Raw genomic sequence first — 20,991 nt, 5'->3', positions numbered from 1 at the left:
GGCCTTCTCCTTGCGTGATGACATCAGCCGTTCGGATGAGCGATGAAGAATCCGAGCAACCGGGTCGGGGCGATTTGTTATTTCGTCAGGGCTGCCAGGCGGTCCGAGGCGCGATCGGCGAGCCAGCCTGCGTACAGGGCGGGGCCGCTGACGAAGCTGCGTCGGAAGTGCTTGCGGCCGTGCCAGATCGCCGCCAGATCGTCGTGCAGCGCCGCGCCGCTGATCCGATCTGCCAGCAGATGGCCCACGTACTGTGCCTGGGCGAAGCCGTGGCCGTTGCAGGCGAGCGAGTAGAGCACGTTGTCGGAGGCCTCGCCGGCGACGGGGAGCCACGTGGAGCTCATGCCGATCCAGCCACCCCAGGCCTGCTGTAGCGGGACGTCGCGCAGGCCTGGGAATCGCTCGTGGAATCCGCGGACGAGGTCGTCGGCGACGTGCTGGTCGGGGGTGCGGTCCGGGAGGGGGGTCCGGCCGGTCTGTAGGCGGCGGGTGCCGAACACGATGGTGCCCCGGGGGGTGAGGCGGTAGCTTTCGAGGATCATGTGCAGCGTGACCATCGGGGCGCGGCTGGTCCAGCCGATCTCGTCGAGTCGCTCGGGGGTGACGGGTTCCGTCTCGACCAGGGAGGTCCACACCGGGGTGGCGAGGTTCTTCGGCGCGATGGACAGGCCCGCGCTGTCGGCGTTCGTGGTCAGCAGTGCTTTGCGAGCCCGAACCCGTCCGTCCGGGGTGTCGACGGTGACCCCGCCGCCGGTGTCCGTGACGTCGCGGGCGGGGGTGTGCTCGTAGACGCGCACACCGGACGTGATCGTCGCGGCCCGCAGGCCGAGGACGAACTCACCCGGGTTGAGCGTGCCGCCGACGCCCTCGCGCACTCCGCCCAGGAAGCCGTCCGGAAGGCCCGCGGCACGACCCTCGACGAACTCGGCCGACGATCCGGCCTCGGCCAAGACCTTCGCGTTGCGGCGCGCGCGCCGCAGCTGCCCCTTGGACACCGCGGCCATCACGATGCCGGCCTGCTGGTAGCCGCAGTCGATCCCGTGGTGGGTGATGGCGTCCTCGGCGAAGTGCACCGCGTTCTCGGCGAACCGGTACAGGTGGCGCAATCGCTCAGCCTCGAGCAGTAGACCCAGCAGCTCCGGGTCGGCGGCGACCGAGTTCGTGATGTATCCGGCGTTGCGGGAGCTGGCGCCCCAGCCGAGGGTCTGTGCCTCGAGGAGGACCACGTCGACGCCCTTCTCGGCGAGGCGGAGGGCGGCCGACATGCCGCCCCCGCCGCCTCCGATCACCACGACATCGCAGTCGATGTCACCGGTCAGGGGTGGTGCGACGGTGGCGGGCGGTGGGGCCCAACCCGTCTCGTGGATCAGTTTCATGACGCTCGCTCCTTCCCGGCAGGGATGACCGCGGTGCCGCGAGCGCGCACCGCGACCAGCGGCGATTCGAGGACCTCGGACCGGCCGGAGTCGTCCGCCGCGCGGCAGATCACCCGGAGCTCGAAGTCGACCGTGCGGCTGCGGTTGCCTTTTTTCACCAACGTGGCCTCGGCCTCGACGACGTCGCCGCCGCGGACCGGGGCGAGGAACTCGACGGACGAGTAGCCGGCGAACAGGCCCTCGTGGCCGTCGATCTCGATCGACAGGTTCGTGCCGACGTCTCCGAACAACTTCAGGGCGAAGGCGCCGTCGACCAGATTGCCCGCGTAGTGCGCGTCGGAGAAGGCGACGTAGCGTCGGTGGACTGCCGTGCTCACGAGATCTCCTGATGGATCGGGCCCAGGTGGCGGGACTGTGCCTCGCCGTCGAGCTGGATGCCGGGGTAGCCGCGTTTGGCGATCTCGGTGCACATGCGGCGGTACTTGCCGACGCCGCCCACGTAGCCCATGAAGGTGTTGGGCTTGCCGGCGACGTTGGAGCCGCGGTACCACGAGTCGGTGGTGGCGTACAGGGTGGCAGCGACGGTCTCCTCGGTGATGTTCACCCAGTCGTTCTGGCCCTCGGCGGTGGCCTCGACGACGGTGGCGCCGCAGTCGCGGGTGTGCTCGAGCAGGTCTGCGATCCAGTCGACGGCCTGTTCGATGGTCATCACCACGTTGCTCGCCAGCGCGGGACTCTGCGGGCCCCCGACCATGAAGAAGTTGGGGAAGTCCGCGGTCATGATCCCGAGGTACGTGCGGACACCGTCGTGCCAGGCCTCCTGCAGTTTCCGGCCGGAGGCACCGGTGAGGTTCAGCCCGTACAGCGGGCCGGTGAAGGCGTCGAACCCGATGGCGAGCACCACGGCATCCGCCTCGTACGTCCCCGTCGAGGTGACGATTGCGTTCGTGGTCATCGTCTCGATCGGCTCGTCGCGCAGCGACACCAACGACACGTTGGGCCGGTTGAAGGTCTCGTAGTAGTCCGTTCCGAAGCAGCTGCGCTTGGCGCCTAGAGAGTGGTACTTGGGCACCAGCAGTTCGGCGGTGGCCGGATCCTTGACGATCTCCCGGATCTTGTTGTGGATGAATTCCGACGCGGTCCGGTTCGCCTCGACGTCGGTGAGCAGGTCGGCGAACTCGGCACCGACGCCGTTGAATCCACTGAGCTCGTAGGCCGCCTCGTAGCGCCGCTGACGCTCCTCGTCCGACACGTCGAAGGCCCTGTCGACCGCGGGACGATCGGGGATGCCTCCGGGGGAGTGCCGGCATTCCTCGCGGATCGTCGGGTAGTTGCTTTTGATGGAGTCGATCTGCGCTGGGGAGAGGTCGGTGTTGCGGGCCGGCATCACGTAATTCGGGGTACGTTGGAAGACCGTGACGTGCTCGGCGACCTGTGCGATCAGGGGGATGGCCTGCACGCCCGAGGATCCGGTGCCGATCACGGCGACACGCTTGCCGGCGAGGTCGTCGAGCGAGATGTTCCACCGGCTGGTGGACACCTGGAGACCGGTGAAGTTCTCGAGGCCCGGCACGTCGAAGTCCTTGGGGGTGGACAGACCGCCGGCGCCCGAGATCACGTAGCGGCTGCGGCGGGTCTCGCCGTTGTCCAGCTGCACCTCCCACAGCCGGTCGGCCGCGTTCCATCTCGCGCCGACCACGCGGGTATTGAACGTGAAGTGCCTGCGCAGGTCGAAGCGGTCGGCCACGTGGTTGATGTAACCGAGGATCTCGGCCTGCGGCGCGAATCGCTGACTCCACGTCCATTCCTGCTGGAGTGCCTCGTCGAACGAGTACGAGTAGTAGATGCTCTCGACGTCGCAGCGGGCCCCCGGGTAGGTGTTCCAGAACCAGGTGCCGCCGACGCTGCGGCCGGCTTCGAAACCGGAGAAGGTCCACCCGGCGGTGGTGAGCCGGTGGGAGAGGTAGAGCCCGGAGAATCCGGCGCCGACACCGATGACATCGACGACCGCGGTCGTCGAGGAGGGGGTGGGGTTCATGGCATGTGTCGCTTTCATCGAAACGGTCAAATGACTGGATCAAATGACTTAGAAGAAGTAGACCAGTGGTCCCGGTCACAGTCGAGGGGTGTGGCGAATGCAGCCGCGGTCGCTACATCGGAAAATCGGGTGCGTCGACGCCGACCACGCGGTCGCCGCAGAACACCCGGACGGACTCCCCGGGGGCGTGACCGCCGATTCCGGAAGTACCCCAGAAACTCTGGGCCGAGCCGTCGGCGAGATCGGCGATCTTGGCCCCGTTGACACGCACCTCACCCGCCAGCACCCGGGATCCGACCTCGATCGCGCGGTCCAGATCGCCGCCGAACACGTACGCGTCGAGACCCGAGGGGTCGGCGTTGGCAACGCGCAAAGCGTCCTCATCGGACTCCACGGCATGCAGACTGATCAGCGGCCCGAACAACTCGGCGGTCGCCACCGACGCGTCGACTCCCGACGCGACGGTGGGCGAAAGGAAGAACCCGTCGAGGGTGGGCAGCTTTGCGGGCTGATGGATGCTCGCACCGTGGGCCCGCAGCTCGTCGATCCGGCTCTGCAGCGTGGCGAAATGCGGGGCGTTCGAGATCGGACCCAGCTGCGTGTTCTCCTCGAGCGAGTGCCCGATGTCGATACGGGAGATCCGATCGAGCAGCGCGTCGAGCAGCGGCTCGACGAGACTCTTGTGCGCCAGCACCTTTCCGGGGCCCTCGCACCACTGACCGTTGAGCTTGGTCATCCCGTCCAGGATCGCGTCGGCGGCCACGTCGATGTCGGCGTCGTCCAGCACGAGGGCCGGGTTGTTGCCGCCGAGCTCGAGCTGGAGCACCTTGAAGTCTTCGGCCGCCGCGCGGGCGATCGCGCGGCCGGCGTTCGGGCCGCCGGTGAACGAGACGATTTTCACGCGGTGATCGCCGGTGAGTGCCGCGCCCACGTCGCCCGCGCCGTGGACGAGCTGCAGCGCACCGTCGGGCAGGCCGGCCTCGACGAAGCACTCGACGACGATCTGGGCGCTGCTCGGCGCGTACTCGGACGGTTTGAGGATGACGGGGCAGCCGGCGGCCAGCGCGCTCACCATCTTCGCGGCGGGGATGAAACTAGGGCCGTTCCACGGGGTGAGGATGGCTGCGGGGCCCCACGGAACCTTGTACAGCCGCACGTCGCGGCCCCCGGCCTCCAACGCCGTGCGACGCGGGATGGTGCGCAGGTCCGCCGCCGACGAGCGGATCCGGTGCGGAAGGAACTGCGCGACCATCCGAGCCTGTGCGATCGGGACGCCGCTGGTGAGAGCATCGGTCCGGGCGATGTCCTCGATCCGGGCCTCGACGACGTCGGCCGCACGCTCGATGACCGCCGCGCGTTCCTCGCTCGCCGCGTCATCCCAGCGTCGGAAGCCGTAGGACCGCTCGGCATGGCGCAGTGCGCGCTCCACATCGTCCGAGCTGGTGGTGACGGCGCGGTGGACGGGTTGGCCGGTGTTGGGATCGAGATTCCACGCCTCCGGGATCGTCCGGCACTCGGACCACTCGTCGGCGATGTAGTTGGTCGGCTGGGGCAGGTGCAGCTTCGACATCTGCGGCTTCCTTCGGTGCGTCGGTGGGGGCGGGGCCGGTGTGCTCACACGGTGAGGTCGGCGACGATGCGGGTCACCTCGCCCGACCCCATCGCCTCGAAGCCCTTGTCGATCTCGCGGAACGGGATCACGTCGGTGACCATTTCGTCGAGCAGCAGGCGGCCCTGCAGGTACAGACGGGCGAACTGGGTGATGTCCTCGCGGGCGTGGCCCGAGCCCATGTAGGAGCCGATGAGGCGCTTCTCCCCGAAGAAGAAGTCCGAGGCCGGCACCGTGAGGTCGGTGCCGTCGGGGGCGATGCCGACCAGGCATGCGGTGCCCGTGGCCCGCAGGACCGACAGTGCGGTAGCCGCGGTACGCGCGGAACCGACGGCCTCGAACGAATAGTCCACGCCGTCGCCGAGCGTCTTCCGGATCTCGGTGGCGACATCGACTGCGCCGTTCACCACGTGGGTGGCACCGTATGTACGGGCCGCCGCGAGCCGGGCATCGTCGAGATCCACGGCGACGATCGCCGAGGCACCGGCGAGCCGCGCCCCCTGGATGATGGCGGACCCGACACCGCCGCAGCCGATCACGGCCACGGTGGCGCCAGGGCGTACCTGCGCGCCGCGGAAGACGGCGCCGACGCCGGTGATGATGCAGCACGACAGCAGGCACCCGACGTGCAGCCCCACCTCGTCGGGCATTTTCACCAGCGCGTTCTCCCGCATCAGGGTGTGGCGGGAGAACGCGCCGACGTCGCCGAGCCGCTCGACGACTTGACCTCCCGGCAGCTGGAAAGCGGGGCGGGGCCGCTGCCGGATCTGCCGGACACGCTGGCACTGCGTCGAGTGCCCGGCCTGGCAGTTGCGGCACAACCCGCACGAGGGCGTGAGGGCACCGACGACGCGGTCGCCCGGACGCAACGAGGTCACCGCGGAGCCGACCGACTCGACGACGCCCGCCACCTCGTGCCCGACCACCACGGGCAGGTCGGCGCCCACGGTTCCGGTCATGTAGTGCAGGTCGCTGTGGCACAGGCCGACATTCGAGACCGCCAAGCGGACTTCGTTGGGCTCCGGGTCGTCGACCCGGATCTCGGTGAACTCCAGCGGTTCGTTCACCGCGGTGAGAAGTGCTGCTTCGGTGGTGATCATCATCGTCTCCGCTCTCGAGTGCTCTGTGCGGGCGCCGACGGCGCCGCGTTCTTCGATGTCCAGAAGCTCCCGATGCCCTCGGTGAAGGCGCCGGACTCCCAGGCCTGGCGGGCGGCGTCGTCTTCGCGGGCGAACGCGGCCTCGATGTCTTCCGGGCACGGCCGCAGCAGACCCAGATGCAGTGCGGTGATGCGAGGATCGCAGTTCCACTGCCGGATCACTTCGACCGCGCGGTCCAGCAATGTCTGCGGGGCCACGATCTCGTCGAGCAGCCCGATCCGCAGGGCTTCGTCCGCGCCGATCCGCTCGGAGCCGAGGATGATGCGCATCGCGTGGTTGCGTACCAGGCGGCCCATCAGGACGCTCGAGGCGTTCGAGATGATGATTCCGCGGTGGTTTTCCGGCTGGAAGTACTCGGCCTCGGGGGTGCCGATCCGCGAGTCGCAGCACAGGGTGACCTCCGAGGCGCCGCCGACCGCGATCCCGTTCACGGCCGCGATCACGGGAACCTTCGTCTCGAGAATTGCGCGGGTGATGTCGTGGAAAGTCGCGAAGGCCTCGCGAATCTCGTCGTAGCCGGTCGGCACGGTCTGCAGGTCCTCACCGGCGGAGAAAGCCCGCGCGGTGCCCGTGAGGACGATCCCGCGGACGAGCTCACCCGTTCCGAACCGGCGGATCGTCTGCGCGAGCAGCACCCGCGTGGCCACGGTCATCGCGTTCAGCTTCGCCGGGCGGTTCAGGGTGAGCACCGCGACGTCGTGGTCGAGGTGGGTGTCCAGGTAGTTGTCGGTCATGTCCGGTTCCTCAGTTGCCGTTGCCGGCGGTGCGCGGCGGCTGCAGGTCGTAGGTGGTGCCGGGATGCTCGGCGGACCGTGCCTGGAGCGCCGGCTTGGACACACGCTCGGACGGGGTGCGCGGAAGATCGGCGACGAACTCGACGTAGCGCGGAATCTTGAACCGCGCCAGTTGGGTTCGCGTGCCGCCGATGATTCGCTCTGCCGTCGCGCGGCTCTCTTCCACGCCGGGAGCCAGCTGCACAAAGGCCTTGACTTCCTCGCCGAACAGCTCGTCCGGGACGCCGACCACCGCCGCCGTGACGACGGTGTCGTCGCGTTCGAGGACGCGTTCGACCTCGGCGCTGGCGATGTTCTCCCCGCCGCGGCGGACCATGTCCTTGACCCGACCCACCAGGCGGTAGCCGTCCTCCTCGCGGACCGCGACATCGCCGGTGTGCAGCCAGCCGTCGCGCAGGACCTGCGCGGTGTCTTCGGGCCGGTTCCAGTAGCCGAGCATCATCGGTCGGCCGGAGGTGATCAGCTCACCGGATTCTCCCTCGGCAACCTCTCGGCCCTGCGGATCGACTATCCGGACCTGCTTGGTCGGAACCGGCCGCCCCAGCCGCCCACCGCCGACGTCCGCGGTGTCCTCGGGGAGGCTGACCAGGTCGACCCCGCTTTCGGTCATCCCGAAGATCTCCCGCCAGGGTGCGCCCCAACGCTGTTCGAGCTGCGCGTGCAGCGCGACGGGGATGGCCGAGCACAGCACGAGGCGCAGGTCGTTGTCCCGGTCCTGCGGGCTCGGCGGTTGCTTGAACAGCAGCGTGGGCATCGAGCCGAGCACGTAGCAGAACGTGGCCCGGTGTCGGCGGACGTCGGCCATGAAACCCGAGGTGGAGAATCGGGGGAGCACCACCAGCGGCGCGCCGATCGTGAGGCACAACGAGGTGTTCCACTGCGGGTCCATGTAGGAGAACGGCTGCGAGGTGAGTGCTACGTCGTCGGCCCCCAGGTCCGCCGCGCTCGCGCAGACCCATCCCAGCCGGACCCAATAGTCGTGGGTCAGCATGCACGCCTTCGGGAATCCGGTGGTCCCCGAGGTGTACTGGAGGTTGGCGAGCGTCTCGCCGGAGATGGCGACCTGCGGCCGGTCGGCCGGATACTGCGCGAGCTCGTCACACGATGTGGCTTCGACGATCCGGACCTCGGTCAGATCGCCGTTCGCGGCGCGTACCTCTTCGGCGAGCGTGGTGTGGGCGGCGTCGGTGACCATCACCTGGGCGCCGGAGTCTCGGAGCACGAAGTCGAGGTCTGCGCGCTGATACGACGAGTTCACCGGCACCGCGACGCCGCCTGCCTTGAGGATCGCGAGCCAGGCGATGGGCCACTGCACCACGTTGGGCAGCATGATCGCGACACGGTCACCGACGTGGACGTCGTCCTTGTCGATCAGTCGGTGGGCCAGTCTGGACGTCCACTCATCGACCTCGCCGAAGGTCCAGGATTCGTCGCCGAACCGGAGAAACTCCCGGTCTGCGGAACGCTCAGCTCGAGTCGCGAGCAGGTCGACGAGGTTGCCGATCGGCGGGTCCTGCGCCATCCGGGTCAGGGTGGGCGCGCGTTCTGGTCGAACTGCTTCGACTCCGGTCATGGTCATCCTCTTCGGGCTGTCGGGTGTGATGCGGCGCTGATGCGGGGTGCAGCTTCCGAGCTCATGTCGTGAGGGCGCATCCGCGATGAGCGCGTGGCCTGGGACCCTCCGATCGCGGACGGCGCCGGACTGTGGGTTCCGTCATAGTGTAGAAGAACATGGTCATATGATCAATACGAACGACTGTAAAAGATGTCGGGTGCCTCTTTTTGCTGGCCGGACCGGCCGGCACGGCTATTTCTTTCGGCCCCGCCGCGGCCCAGGTGATCACTACGCTGGTGAGACGGCTCCTGCTGGACTGACCCGCCCGATCGCCCCACTCTGGCCGAGCGTGCTCATTCGATCGTTCCCACTGCTCTTCGGGTGCGGGTCGCACCGAGAGGAGGCCGACGTCGATGGACGTGTAGTCGGCGCGCCCGAGCAGATCGGGCTGGTAGCGTCGGATTGACTTGATCATTCGTTCGTATTTGATTCGCCAGGAGGCACGAATGGCTCGCATTCCCGCCGCTGAACGTCGCGCCGAACTGGTGGCGGCGGCCGTGCGCATGATCGCCGCCCACGGGGTGGACGGCGCCACCACCCGCCGCATCGCACAGGAGGCAAACGCTCCGCTGGCCACGCTGCACTACTGCTTCGCCACGAAGGAGGCGCTGTTCGCGGCGGTCTTCGATCACGTCGCCAGTCGATACCGAGAAGTGCTGACGCACAACGATATCCGTGGCGATGTGGCGACCACCGCGCGCACTCTGTTGCGCGGCCTGCTGGAGTGGTACGTGGCGAATCCGGACTTCGGCGCGGCGATCGTCGAGCTGATCAGCTGGGCCCAACGTCAGGAGGACAACCAGGCCGAGATGGTGTACAACGAAGCATTCGCGACCATGCGGCCGATCCTCCAGGCCGCCGCGGCCGCTGCAGATCAGTCGGTCGACCCGAAAACCCTCGACGAACTGACCTACATCGTGTCCGTCTTGTCGGACGGATTCGCGCTGAACTGGCTGGTGTTCACCGACCGCACAGCGGCGGAGCCACAGATCGACGTGGTCCTCGGCGTGCTCGACGCCTGGATGGCCGCACACCTCGGCGAGGCCGCCGGTCCGCCGGTCCGGGCCTCGAAGACTTCGCCCGAGCAAACCGTGCGTGCGCTCGTGTCCTGGGTGAGTGTGGATTGATACCGCGCCGACCGAAGGACAACTGTCGGCCGCCATCTTTCGGTGGCGGCCGACAGTCTTTCCCGGGTCAGATCCGTTGGTTGCCCTCGGCGACGATCCAGCTCAGCGCCGGATCGTCGCGCTCCATCCACTCGGGGTGCCACTGGACACCGAGCACCGCCGAGCCCGGCAGCTCGACCGCTTCGACGACGCCGTCGGCCGTGCGCCCCGTGACCACCAGGCCGGTACCGCAGCGCTCGACCGCCTGGTGGTGCCACGAGTTGGTCACAGCGCTGGCGCCGAACAGTCGTTCCGCGATCGAGCCGGGCGCGAACGCCACCTTGTGGTCGTCGGCACCGTCGGTGAGCGGGCCCGAACCCGACAGGTGCTCGACGGAGCCGGGCGGAAGGTCTGCGATGAGCGTGCCGCCCAGGGCGACGTTCAGGATCTGCAGGCCCCGGCACACCCCGAGGACCGGGATGTCTCTGGCAAGTGCGGCATGCACGAGCGCGATCTCGTACGCGTCCCGGTCGGGGTCGTGGACCATCGGATCGTCCCGCGGATCCACCTCGCCGACCACCGACAGATCGCCACCCCAGCACGCGGGGTGAACGTCCTGGCCGCCGGTGACGACCACGCCCGCCAGCCAGTGGCACAGTGCCTCAGAGTCGGCATCGTAGGGCAGGTTCACCGGAATCCCACCGGCCCTGGCAATTCGGTCCGAGAAGTCGGACATGAAGGCGTCAGCGAACAGGTGACCGTAGCGCTGGTCCAGGCCGCCCACCAGCCCCAGCCGGAACCGCCGGCCGGTGATGCCGATCAGCGGCCGGACGGTGCCCGGTGTCGCGTTCCCCGCGCTCACGGGAACTCGAAGTATCGCGCCGACTCCCATTCGGAGAGCTCGGCGAACGGATCGCCGCCCGTGGTGTGGAACTGCATCCACTCCCAGCGGCGCGTGCCCACCCAGTAGTCGACGAACTCGTCCCCGAGCTGTTCGCGCAGGATCGGGTCCATCTCGAGAGCGGCGGCCGCCTTGGTGATGGTGTCCGGCAACCGCTCGAGGTCGGGCACACACCACGCCATGTCGGTGACCGGCTCGGGCGGCTCGATCGCGCCGTCGAGGCCGGCGATCACCCCGGCGAGAATGGCCGCGACCGCGAGGTACAGGTTCGCGTCGGCGCCGGGAACGCGGTACTCGAGGCGGGAGTACGCCGGGTGTCCGCACACCGCGCGCACCGCGGTGCTCTTGTTGCCGATGCCCCACGTGACCGTCGTGGGCGGCCCGCTCAGGTCCACCAGGCGGCGGTACGAGGTGATCTGCGGCAGCATGATCGACGTCGCACCCCGCATCGTCGCAAGGAGCCCGCCGACCGCATGCCGCATCGTCGACGACGGCCCGTCCGCGGCGTAGAACGCGTTGGTCTCGTCGCGCTGCAGGGACAGGTTGACGTGCGAGGCCTGGCCGTACCCGGCCGTCGGCTTGGCCATGAAGGTCACGGTGTGACCGAGTTCGAAGGCCACCTCGCGCATCACCTGCCGGGTGCGAGCCCAGGCATCGCAGACCGAGATCGGGTCACCGGGAATCAGGTTGAGTTCGACCTGGCCGGCCGCATCCTCGTCGCTCCACGCCTCCCACTCGATGCCGATCTCGCCGAGGCGACGGGAGACCGCCGACATGTAGTCGACCCAGTCCTTCGACTTCGCCAGGTGATACGCGGTCCCGGCGGAACCACCGAGCGGGGTCAGGTCGCGATATCCCTTGGCGCGGGCCTCGTGGATGGACTCCTCGAACAGGGTCGCCTCGATCTCCACCGCCACGGTGGCCGTGAAACCGCGTGTTGCGAGTCGGTCGACCAGCTTTCGGGCCAGATTTCGCGGACAGGTCCCGACCGGGGTGCCGTCCGCCTGCCAGTAGTCACCGATCACGGACTGCAGACCCGGTTCCCACTGCACCAGGGTCGACATGTCGGGCCGGAACTGCAGGTCGGCGAGGTGCCCACGCCAGTCGGGGTAGGCGAATCCGAACGTCGGCGCGTTGCCCAGGTCGAGACCGAACAGCAGATCGGCGAACGCGAAGCCCGAGGCCGCGCCCGCGGCGAACTTCTTGGGCGCCAAGCTCTTTCCGAGGAACGAGCCATCGTGATTGGTGGCCTCGAGACGGACCGTGTGGACGACGGCGTCGCGGTCCGTTGCGGTGGCGGCGATTTCAGACATCGTAACGAACCTTCCAGGATGCGGCGACCAGCACCGACAGCTGAGAGAGCGTGCCGCGCACGCCGATCAGACCGGTCGACAGGGCGGCGATCAGGTCGTCGGCGCCCGTGAAAATGCCGGCCAGCAGTTCCGGGGGGCCGGCGATCGCATAGTGGGTCTCGCCCTCGCCGACGACCAGCTGGGCCACACCGTCGGGGCCGTCGGCAATGGCGACGAGCACGTCGGGGATCCCCGGTATCGATCGGGCCGCGGCCCAGAACGTCTCCGCGGCGACCCGCCAGTCCGGTAGCGGCGGCGACAGCAGTGCCAGCGCCCTGGCGGGGAAATCACCGTCGCCTGCGACAACAGGCGCGCCGACGAGGGCGAGCCGCGCGTTCAGGTCGACGGTCAAAGCGAGGTCGGGCTCGACGAACACACCGCTCGACACCGCGACGACACCGTCCGAGATGCGGATCGTCGCAGCCTGCGGGGTGTCGTGGGAGCGGACGGCGACTGTGCCTGCCACCCCCGCCACCACGGCGTCCGCACCGTCCGCGCGGACGGAATCGGAGATGGTCCGACCGATCAGCCGGACGATCGGACTTGCATCGTCCTCGATCCGAATGTCGACCCCGCCGACCGCGTCGTCCCCGCGTGTCGCGGGGACGATCGTCGTTTCGGTCATCCTTCTGTCCTTTCGATTCGACGAGATCGTGTGCGCGGTACACCGTCGGCAGCGGATCCCGGTGGGAATGTGACCACTCATAGTCAAACGTCTTGGTCATCTGACTATGATGATGAGGCACAGATCACTTCTTGTCAAAGACCTGCGAGGTTCCCGAGATGAACGACAACGCACCCGCCTGGTGGAATCTGCTCGACGACGATGCCAAGGCCGCGGCCCGGATGATCACCCAGGTCCTGCGGAAACCCATCCGACAGCTGGGACCGGAGCGGACCCGGGCGCTCCTGAACACGGCTGCACCCGCCGAGCCGCTCACGCCGCTGGATCAGGTCCGACAACTGACCGTCCCGACCCGTGCAGGTACGATCCGGGCTCGCCTGTACCGCGCAGACAGTGCCGCTCCGAACGGTGGCAGGCCCGCCCTCGTCTACCTGCACGGCGGCGGTTTCGTCCTGGGCACCCTGGACGGAGCCGACAAGCTGTGCCGCGCGATCGCCGCCGGGTCCGGCTGGACCGTCCTATCCCTGGACTACCGCCTGGCCCCCGAAAACCCATACCCGGCAGCACTGGAAGACTGCATCGACGGTTACGGGTGGCTGACCCGGACAGCACCGGAGCTCGGCATCGATCCGGGGCGCCTCGCGGTCGGGGGCGACTCCGCGGGCGGCAATCTCGCCGCCGCCCTGTGCCTGTACCGACGCGACGAGCGCAGCCCCCTCCCGGTCACCCAAGTGCTCGCCTACCCCGCCGTCGACGGGACATTCACCGCGCCGTCGTGGTCGGACTTCGCCGACGCACCGCTGTTGAGCACCGCGGATGCGCGCTGGTGCTGGGACCAATACATCGGCCCGGAACACCGGATGGGCGACCACCTCGCGGCACCCCTGCGCGCCGAGTCGCTGCGCGGCCTGCCGCCCGCCCTCATCCTGACCGCAGAGGTCGACCCGATCCGGGACGACGCCGAGGCATACGCGGCACGGCTGCGGCGTGACGGCGTCCCCGTCTCGCTTACCAGGTATACCGGCGTCTTCCATGGCTTCTTCACCGAGATCGGCATGTTCGCGCAGACGAAACAGGCGATCGACGAGGTGTGCCTGTACCTGCACGAGATCGCGCGGACATAGCTCCGCACGGTTCTGCGCACTGTGGGCGGCGGACCTGCGCCCTACGCGCATCGGTATCGCACCTGCGCCGACTCGACGTCGGGGGCCTGCTGTTTGCGACGCATCACAACGTCACCAGAAAAATCCGAGCATTACGGAATACCATGAAATGCGAAACACATACCACCCGAAGACCAAACTCACGCCCAGCCCAGAGACAGCACCCGCCGCCGGCACATCAGAGCAGAGGTGGATACACCGACTCCCGCATCGATCCGGTAGGGGAGCGCCCGCACGCCTACGCGAACTCGAGCGCCCCCTCCACCGGCACCGGCACCCGCCGCGTGCCCGGCGACCCCAGCGCCGCCGCCAGATCCGACCCGTCGTGCTCGGCGAGCAACCCGCCCTCCGACCACACCAGCAGCGTCGCCCCGACCGTGTGCTCGGCCACCGAATGCGCCAGATCGTAGTGCGCACACGCCGGCACCCCGGCATACGTGATCCACAGGTCGTAGCCCGTCATGAACAGATCCAGGTCGAACTGCACGCTCAACCCGAGCAGCTCCGCCCGGCCGTTGTCGTCCACCCCGGCGAACGCCTCGTCCAGCGCCAGCAGCCGCGGCGCCTGCGGATCCGCCGAATCCAGCATCACATGCGCCGCCGCGAACAACGGCAGATGCAGCGACACCGACTGCTCACCCCCCGACAACGCCGAATGCCGCGCCACCGTCAGCCGGTCCTCCGCGCCGTCCGCCCCGATCAACCCGAACGCGAACACCCGCCACCGCCGGTAATCCAGCGTCGTCGCCAGGATCTCCGGATACGACCGCTCCGGATGCGCCGCCCGCTCCGCCCGGATCCGCGCCGCGAAATGCGCCCGGACGCTCGCCAGCTCCACCGGCCCCAGCGCCGAGACCTCCCGGTCCAGCAGCCGGCACACCGCCCGCGCCTGATCGTCGAGATGATCGGCCGGCACCCACCGCACCCCCACCGTCGTACCCGACGACATGCGCCGCTGCCGCATCTCCGCCCCCATCCGGGCAATGAGATCCCGCGCGTCCTCGGTGCGCTCGTGGATCTGCTGCGCCAGCCCCGCCAGCAGCGCATCCTCGAGGATGCGCCGCTCCGCGTCGGTCAGCAGTAGCTCCTGATCCCGCCGCGCCGCCGAGATCCGCACCGCGAACTCCGCCACCGACGAAAACCCCTGCTCGTCCTGCACCCGCACCACCGTCAACCCGTCCGGCGCGTCCCACTGCAGCCGATAGTCCTGACCGGCCGCCGCGAGCTGCCCGTCGAACTCCTGTAACGCCGACGTCAACGCCGACCGGGCCGCCTTGCGGGCACCGTCCCCGCCCTTGATCGTCGCCGTCGCCGCCGCCAGCGCCGCGTACAGCGCCCCCACCTCCGCGGGCACCGCAGGCACGTCCCCGCCCGCCCGGGCGAGCCGGTCCACCACCTGCTCCGGCGCCGGCCACGCCGCCGCCGACGGCCACCGCAGCTCCTCCGAGATTCCCAGCAGCGACAGCACGTCCGGCCGCGCATACGGCGCCAGCTGTGCGGCGTCGGCCCGCGTCTCGGTCAGCGCCGACCGCAGCGCCTGCTCCGCCGCGACGTGCGCCGCCTCCGCCTTCCCGAGCCGCTCGACCGCGTCGTCGTGCGCGCGGCGCGCGGCGCGCTGCTCCACCCGCGCCGCCTCGATCCGCTCGCGCGCCTGCGCGAGCTGCGCGTCGATCTGCTGCGCGTCGGCACCCAACGCCTCGCGCAGCGTCCCCAGCCGCTGCTGTTGCTGCCCCAGCGACTCCTCGGCCGTCACCGCCCGCTCGGCGGACTCCTCCGCCGCCAGCCGGGCGTCGTCGCGCCGCACCTGCGCCTCCCGCGCCCGCTCGGCCGCGGCGACGTGCTCACGCCGGGCGCGCAGCACCGCCTGGCCCTGCGACTCGAAGAACCGGATCGCCGCCGCCAGATGCTCGAGCTCGCGGGCCGTGTGCGGCGCCCGGTGCCGGGCCGCGACCGAGCGCACCCGCTGCTCCTTCACGGCGCACTCGGCGATCACCTGATCGAGGTCCCGGTCCGCCGCGGCCGCCGCCTCCCCGGCAGTGCGCAGCGCACCCGCGCACTCGCTGACCTTCCGCAGCGCCGCCAGCACCGCGCCGGTGCGCGGCACCGCCGCCGCGGCCCGCTCCAGCTGCGCGAGCCGTCCGTCGAGCTCCGCCCGCTCCGCCTCCGCGCCCGCCATCCGGTTCTGCGCCGCGGCGATCTCCGCGTCGAGCTCGGTCACCCGCAGGCGACGGCGACGGGCCCGCGCGGTGGCCCCGATGTACTCGACCTCCGCCTTCGTGTGCCGACCCAGCTGCACCCCCTGGCGGTAGCCGCCCCGCTCGTCGACGGCCGGGCCGGTCTCGTCCGTCACCGCATCCCGCACCGCGACGGACGCCAGCACCGCCCGCACCCGCTCGGCCGGCACCCCGGTGTCCGGCTCCACCACCAGCACGTCGGCCAACGTCCGGCCGGTGGGGCGCTGCGCCGGCGGCACCGGCATCAGCGCGACCGCCCCCGCGGGCACGTCCCCCGCACCGCCGCACACCCAGCCCGTCAGCAGGTTCGCCGCCTCCAGCGCGGCCTCGAGTCCCGCGGCCGCCTCCGCGCTCACGTCGTCCGCGAACCGCACCAGCCGCCACAGCGGCGCCCCCGACGGGTCCGACGACCCGGTCGGCCGCATCGGGAACGACGGGGGAGCGTCGTCGCGCTCGGCCTCGACCAGGTCCCGTTCGGCCCGCAACACCGCGATCCGCTCCCGCGCGTGCGTGATCTCCGCCTCCAGGCCGCGGCCGCGGAACCGCAACTCCTCGACCACCGGGGCCGTGCGCTCGGCCAGCGCCGCCGCCGGCGTCGCGGCCTCGTCGTCGCCGGCCGCCGCGATCGCCGCGGCCAGCGCCTCGACCAGCTCCTCCGGCAGGCCGAGCACCGACCACGTGTCCCGGTGACCGACCCACCACTCCCGCAACAGGTTCGACGCCTCCGCGCGGGCCAGCTCCACCACCGCGTCCGCCGTGGCCACCGCCGCCCGGGCCGACTCGAGCTGCGCCCGGCCCCGCTCGGCGGTCGTCTCGGCCCGCACCCGCGCCGCCGCCGCGCCCTCCGCGGCCGCCACCGCCGCCCGCACCGCCCGCACATCCGCGGCCCGCTCCTCCGCACACGCCGCCACCGTCGCCGCGATCTGCTCGCCCGGCGCGTCCTCGGCCGGCGGCGCCCACTCCACACCCGCATCCCGCGCCGCCGCGGCGAGTGCGTCCTCGGCGCGGCCCACCGCGGCCGCCGCGTCCGTCGCCGCGGCCGCGGCCCGCCGCGCCTCCTCGTCGCGCTGCGCCAGCTCCGCCCTCGCGCGCTGCGCCTGCTCCGCCTGCCCGGCCGTGGTGCGCTCGAGGTCCGCCACCACCTGCGCCAGATCGTCGAGCTGCTGCTTGCCCTCGTACGCGCTCGACCGCTGCAGCGCCTCGAGAGTCGCCCGGGCCTGCTCGAGGTCCCGCTCCGCGAGCTCGAGCCGCTCGTGGGCCTGCGCCCGCTCCGCGCCGGCCCGGTCGAACGCCGTCACCGACGCCGTCCACTCCGCACTCCCGCTCTCGACCGCCGCCAACCGCGCCCCGAGCCGGTCGACGTCGGCGCGGGCCTGCTGACCCAGGTAGGTCGCATACACCGCGACGAACCGCTGCGCCGCCTCGTCCGCCGCCGCCAGCGACTCCAGCGCGCGCGAGACCTCCTCCATGTCGGCGAACGACCGCGCCGCCTCGAGCACCAGCTGCTCGTCCAGCGGCCGCAACCCGTCGGTCAGCGCCTGCGACAACCCCTTCGGGTCCAGGTTCTTGGCCAGCTGCGGCCGGCGCAGCGTCAGGATCAGGTTGATCAGCTGGTCGTACCGCTCGATCCCGAGCCCGAACAACCGCGCATCGATCGCCGCCCGGTAGTCCACCGGCCGGTCCGTGACCGCGTCGGCCCCGACCTCCTCGATCAGCTGCCGTCGCGTCAGCGGGCGATCGGCCGCATCCAGCAGCGAGAAGTCCACACCGACCCGGCCGTCGACGACGAAATACCACCGCGTGACCTTGTCGTTGCCGCGCGCCGCCCGCATCCCGACCCCCACGGTCACCGCCTCCGGATCGTCCCGGCGGCCGCGGCAGAACTCCATCCACACATACGAATACGCGCTGTCCTGCCCCTGGTACAGCAGGTTGGACCGCATTGTGCGCTCCTCGCCGGCGAACGGGTTCAGCCGCCGCGGCTCGATACGCCCGTCGAACACGAACGGGAACAGCACCTCGAGCGCCTTGGTCTTGCCCGACCCGTTGGGCCCGCGCAGCACCAGCCGGCCGTCCGCGAACGAGAACTCCTGGTCCCGGTAGTCCCACAGATTGATGATCCCGGCACGTGTCGGCCGGAAACGGGCACTGCTCACGACATCTCCGCTTCGTTCGAATCCTCACCGGCCGGCGCGAGGCGCGGGTCGCGTTCGCGCACCGTCACCACCACTCCCCGGAACCGGGCCAGCGCCGGCAACGCCAGCACCCCGCCCGGCACCCGTGCCACCAACCGTTGCCGCTGCAACAACGTCACCGCCGCCTCCAGCAGGCCCGCCGGGTCGGCCTGCCACTGCGCGGCGAAGGTACGGCCGAACTCGTCGACCAGCCTCGCCGCCGTCTCCGCCAGCCAGCTGTCCTCGACCAGCGGATGCGTCGGCGCCGGCTGCTGCGCCGGTGTCGTGTCCGCCGGCCCGGCGCCGGCATCACCGGCCAGCGACGCGAACACCCCGGCCGCCGGAATCGCCGCGTCCAGTCCCGCCTCGAGTTCCGCCTCCGCATCCGCCGGCCTCGGCAACCGCACCGGCACCGACTCCGGATCCGACACCCGCGCACAGATCTCCCCGGCCAGCAACAACGCCACCTGCGGAACCGTTCCCACCCCCGGGAACCGCAGATCCGACATCCGCCCCGACGAATCGACCAGCGCGACGCCCTCCGCGCGCCGCTCGGCCACCAGCCCCGTCAGCAGCTCGATCCCCGCGGTCGTCCGTGGCAGCGCCAGCTGCAGCCGCGCGTCGTCGTCGAGTTCCTCGGCGTACACCACCGGTCGCTGCACCAGCGCCCGCCGTACCCGCCGTGCCACCTCGGCGGTGTCCGCGATCCGGTCCCCGTCGCGGCCGTCACCGGCGGCGAGCAGGCCCCGCACCGAGCGCAGGTGCTGTAGCGCGCGCGGCGGCCGGAACAGCGCCGCCACCACGGGCCGGTCGATGTCGTAGAGCGCCTCACCCCGGTCCGGATCCGACACCCAGCCGCCGGCGTCGCCGTCCGCCAGCGTTATCGCCCCCCGCGCGGCGAGCCACGCCACCGCGTCGACGAACGCGTCCCGGTCGGTCGCACGCTCGGTGGCCAGCTCCACCCCGGGCACCTGGCCGGCCTCGGACGCGACCTGCTCGGCCAGTTCCGACAGCGTGATCTGCCCGCCGGCGCGTCCCAGCGCCGCCAGCGCCAGCGCCAGGTAGGCGTACCGGCGACGGTCGAAGGGCCGGTCGGTGACCGTGCGCGCGCCGCCCCCGGGATCGAGCCGGTCCGCGACGGTGAACAACCGCGCGGTCGTCTCGGTCACCTCCAGCCGGTATCCGAACAACTCGAGCAGGTCCTCCCGCAGCTCCGTCGCCCACCGGCGCAGCAGCGGCAGCGCGGCCCGGTCCGGGTACTGCGCGGTCACCAGATGGTGCGACAGGATCAGGCGCGCCGCCCGCTGGTACGAATCCCGGTCGAGCGGCGAGATCCGCCGGGCCCTCACTGCACGCTCACCCGCAGCCCGTCCAGATGCAGCCGGCCCCGCGCCGTGCGTACCACCGTGCCCTCCGCGGCCGGGCTCAACGTCAGCCGCACCCCGTTCTGCGTGCCCGTCGCCCCCGGCACGGTGCCGCTGACCGGAACGCGCGCCGACAGCGCCGCGTCGAGCAGGCTCAACAGCACCTCGGTCTCCGGCTCGGACAACTCCCGCTCGTCCACGCCGCCCGCCGCCAGGGATCGCGCCGCCTCGGCCCGCGCCCGCTGCGCCGCCAGCTGCCGCTCCCGCAACCGCCGGATCCCGGATTCGTTGCGCTGCACCCGCGCCGGCGCCCCCGCCGACGGGGTGCGCCCGGTCTCGGCCAGCGTCCGGGCGATCGGGACGGGTGCCGCTTCCCACCACGACGTCGTCACCGGGATCGTCTCCGGGTCGGGATGCACGGCGGAGAAGTGACGCGGGCGGCCCAGGTCGAACACCGCTCCGAACAGCGCGTGCGCCGACTCCTCGCTCGGCGCGGCCGCGAACCAGCCGGCCAGGTGCCGCAGCTGCGACTCGCGGCTCACCCCGCCGCGCCGGGTCTCCGTCACCCGGCGCAGCAGCGCCAGCACCGCCGCGATCGCGCTCATCGTGCCCTCCCGCAACCGCTCCGACTCGCTCGGCACGTCCCCGGCGCCGACGAACCACCGCTCGAGGCCGCGCCATCGGGCTCGCCAGTCCGCCTGCCGTTCGGGTGCGGGCAGCAGCACCCGCTCGTCGTGCGCGGCGGCGAACCCCAGCATGCGGTCGATCCCCGTCTCCTGCACCCGTGCCAGCGCGGCCGCCAGCTTCGGTGCGTAGCGGGCCAGGTCCGTGCTGAACTCGCGCATGTGCGCCAGCACCGCATCCTTGTGCGCCAGGAACGACTCGGGCGTGACCTCGGTGGTGCGCACCAGGTCACCGAGCATCAGATAGAACCCCGCGGCCCGCTCGGCCATGTCCGACAACGTCGTGTCCAGCCGCGACAGCTTGCGATAGATGAGCTCTCCGTCCCCGGCCGCGTTCGCGGCCGCCAGCTCGGTCAGGTCGGCCAGCAGATCCGCCAGCGCGAGACGCGACAGCGACGCGTCCTCGCCGCGCGCCCGCAGCACATCCTCCACGGCCCGGAAGGCGTGATAACCGGCCCGGCCGAACTGATACACGTAGTGCCGGTTGCGGTACTCGGCCAGCGACGCCGCCCGGGTGCCGTCGTAGCTGCGCTCGAGCACACCCCAGGCGTGCAGCTGCTCGAGCAGCGGTGCGACGTCCTGGGCCGACAGCGCCGCCGCCGGATCCGCCGAGCCGGTCCGCTCGAGGATCGCCGCGACCTCGGCGGCGTGCAGCAGCACCACGTAGTTGGCGCGGGCGAGGTCGAAAGCACGCAGCACCCAGAGGTATTCGGCCCGCTTCTCGGCCGTCGCGAACGAGAACAACCGGAGCCGGTCGTGTTGCACCCCGGCCCCCGGATCGGTGGGCCCGGCGGGCG

The 20,991-nt window shown here is 70.8% G+C and carries 15 protein-coding genes; 2 read left to right on the top strand and 13 right to left on the bottom strand.

The features are described from left to right. Window positions 1-77: 77 nt before the first annotated feature. The 7 genes from OCS65_RS15405 to OCS65_RS15375 form a co-directional block, all read right to left on the bottom strand. A complete protein-coding gene (locus OCS65_RS15405) occupies window positions 78-1,376 on the bottom strand; it encodes an NAD(P)/FAD-dependent oxidoreductase (RefSeq protein ID WP_185712753.1) in 1,299 nt (432 codons plus the stop codon). Beyond that, the gene (locus OCS65_RS15400) at window positions 1,373-1,753 is read right to left on the bottom strand and encodes a hotdog fold domain-containing protein (RefSeq protein WP_050035242.1); all 381 of its coding nucleotides are present in this window, start codon (window positions 1,751-1,753) and stop codon (window positions 1,373-1,375) included. The genes OCS65_RS15405 and OCS65_RS15400 overlap by 4 nt, the downstream gene beginning before the upstream one ends. Continuing rightward, the gene (locus tag OCS65_RS15395; RefSeq protein WP_050035243.1) at window positions 1,750-3,414 is read right to left on the bottom strand and encodes a flavin-containing monooxygenase; all 1,665 of its coding nucleotides are present in this window, start codon (window positions 3,412-3,414) and stop codon (window positions 1,750-1,752) included. The genes OCS65_RS15400 and OCS65_RS15395 overlap by 4 nt, the downstream gene beginning before the upstream one ends. 112 nt (window positions 3,415-3,526) lie before the next feature. After that, window positions 3,527-4,984 (bottom strand): aldehyde dehydrogenase family protein, encoded by a 1,458-nt coding sequence (locus OCS65_RS15390; RefSeq protein WP_050035244.1) that lies wholly within the window; start codon window positions 4,982-4,984, stop codon window positions 3,527-3,529. 44 nt (window positions 4,985-5,028) lie between these two features. After that, window positions 5,029-6,126: a Zn-dependent alcohol dehydrogenase gene (locus tag OCS65_RS15385; protein ID WP_407108172.1), complete on the bottom strand. Its 1,098-nt coding sequence runs from the start codon at window positions 6,124-6,126 to the stop codon at window positions 5,029-5,031. Then, a complete protein-coding gene (locus OCS65_RS15380) occupies window positions 6,123-6,917 on the bottom strand; it encodes an enoyl-CoA hydratase/isomerase family protein (RefSeq protein ID WP_050035246.1) in 795 nt (264 codons plus the stop codon). Before OCS65_RS15380 ends, OCS65_RS15385 begins: the two co-directional genes overlap by 4 nt. A gap of 10 nt (window positions 6,918-6,927) precedes the next feature. Beyond that, window positions 6,928-8,556: a class I adenylate-forming enzyme family protein gene (locus OCS65_RS15375; protein ID WP_185712754.1), complete on the bottom strand. Its 1,629-nt coding sequence runs from the start codon at window positions 8,554-8,556 to the stop codon at window positions 6,928-6,930. Window positions 8,557-9,038: 482 nt separating this feature from the next. On the opposite strand from OCS65_RS15375, the gene OCS65_RS15370 reads away from it, so the two are divergent. Continuing rightward, window positions 9,039-9,719: a TetR/AcrR family transcriptional regulator gene (locus tag OCS65_RS15370; RefSeq protein WP_050035249.1), complete on the top strand. Its 681-nt coding sequence runs from the start codon at window positions 9,039-9,041 to the stop codon at window positions 9,717-9,719. A 67-nt stretch (window positions 9,720-9,786) separates the two neighbouring features. Here the strand turns inward: OCS65_RS15370 and OCS65_RS15365 are convergent, their stop codons facing one another. From OCS65_RS15365 to OCS65_RS15355, 3 genes are read right to left on the bottom strand one after another with little or no spacing between them, the layout of a single operon-like run. Next, window positions 9,787-10,560, bottom strand: coding sequence for a gamma-glutamyl-gamma-aminobutyrate hydrolase family protein (locus OCS65_RS15365; RefSeq protein WP_050035250.1), 774 nt, complete (start codon window positions 10,558-10,560; stop codon window positions 9,787-9,789). Further along, window positions 10,557-11,912, bottom strand: a complete 1,356-nt coding sequence (locus OCS65_RS15360; RefSeq protein WP_050035251.1) for a glutamine synthetase family protein — start codon at window positions 11,910-11,912, stop codon at window positions 10,557-10,559. Before OCS65_RS15360 ends, OCS65_RS15365 begins: the two co-directional genes overlap by 4 nt. Beyond that, window positions 11,905-12,576: a hypothetical protein gene (locus OCS65_RS15355; RefSeq protein WP_050035252.1), complete on the bottom strand. Its 672-nt coding sequence runs from the start codon at window positions 12,574-12,576 to the stop codon at window positions 11,905-11,907. The genes OCS65_RS15360 and OCS65_RS15355 overlap by 8 nt, the downstream gene beginning before the upstream one ends. Window positions 12,577-12,734: 158 nt before the next feature. Between OCS65_RS15355 and OCS65_RS15350 the strand changes: the two genes are divergently transcribed. After that, window positions 12,735-13,700, top strand: coding sequence for an alpha/beta hydrolase (locus tag OCS65_RS15350; protein ID WP_185712755.1), 966 nt, complete (start codon window positions 12,735-12,737; stop codon window positions 13,698-13,700). A 277-nt stretch (window positions 13,701-13,977) separates the two neighbouring features. On the opposite strand, the gene OCS65_RS15345 is transcribed toward OCS65_RS15350, so the two are convergent. Genes OCS65_RS15345 through OCS65_RS15335 form a run of 3 tightly spaced genes read right to left on the bottom strand, consistent with a single transcriptional unit; the run spans window position 13,978 to window position 20,959 of the window. After that, window positions 13,978-18,129, bottom strand: coding sequence for a TIGR02680 family protein (locus OCS65_RS15345; protein ID WP_006939366.1), 4,152 nt, complete (start codon window positions 18,127-18,129; stop codon window positions 13,978-13,980). Beyond that, the gene (locus tag OCS65_RS15340; protein WP_006939367.1) at window positions 18,126-19,496 is read right to left on the bottom strand and encodes a DUF2398 family protein; all 1,371 of its coding nucleotides are present in this window, start codon (window positions 19,494-19,496) and stop codon (window positions 18,126-18,128) included. The genes OCS65_RS15345 and OCS65_RS15340 overlap by 4 nt, the downstream gene beginning before the upstream one ends. Further along, window positions 19,493-20,959 (bottom strand): TIGR02677 family protein, encoded by a 1,467-nt coding sequence (locus tag OCS65_RS15335; RefSeq protein ID WP_006939368.1) that lies wholly within the window; start codon window positions 20,957-20,959, stop codon window positions 19,493-19,495. The genes OCS65_RS15340 and OCS65_RS15335 overlap by 4 nt, the downstream gene beginning before the upstream one ends. Window positions 20,960-20,991 lie beyond the last annotated feature (32 nt).

Source organism: Rhodococcus aetherivorans, assembly GCF_025722975.1.
GTDB classification, from domain to species: domain Bacteria; phylum Actinomycetota; class Actinomycetes; order Mycobacteriales; family Mycobacteriaceae; genus Rhodococcus; species Rhodococcus aetherivorans.
This window is presented reverse-complemented; position numbering and strand designations above follow the sequence as displayed.

Coding starts and splice junctions, on each gene's coding strand:
- OCS65_RS15395 (WP_050035243.1), bottom strand. CDS start 3,414: ATGAACCCCACCCCCTCCTCGACGACCGCGGTCGTCGATGTCATCGGT.
- OCS65_RS15380 (WP_050035246.1), bottom strand. CDS start 6,917: ATGACCGACAACTACCTGGACACCCACCTCGACCACGACGTCGCGGTG.
- OCS65_RS15360 (WP_050035251.1), bottom strand. CDS start 11,912: ATGTCTGAAATCGCCGCCACCGCAACGGACCGCGACGCCGTCGTCCAC.
- OCS65_RS15370 (WP_050035249.1), top strand. CDS start 9,039: ATGGCTCGCATTCCCGCCGCTGAACGTCGCGCCGAACTGGTGGCGGCG.
- OCS65_RS15375 (WP_185712754.1), bottom strand. CDS start 8,556: ATGACCATGACCGGAGTCGAAGCAGTTCGACCAGAACGCGCGCCCACC.
- OCS65_RS15355 (WP_050035252.1), bottom strand. CDS start 12,576: ATGACCGAAACGACGATCGTCCCCGCGACACGCGGGGACGACGCGGTC.
- OCS65_RS15405 (WP_185712753.1), bottom strand. CDS start 1,376: ATGAAACTGATCCACGAGACGGGTTGGGCCCCACCGCCCGCCACCGTC.
- OCS65_RS15350 (WP_185712755.1), top strand. CDS start 12,735: ATGAACGACAACGCACCCGCCTGGTGGAATCTGCTCGACGACGATGCC.
- OCS65_RS15385 (WP_407108172.1), bottom strand. CDS start 6,126: ATGATGATCACCACCGAAGCAGCACTTCTCACCGCGGTGAACGAACCG.
- OCS65_RS15390 (WP_050035244.1), bottom strand. CDS start 4,984: ATGTCGAAGCTGCACCTGCCCCAGCCGACCAACTACATCGCCGACGAG.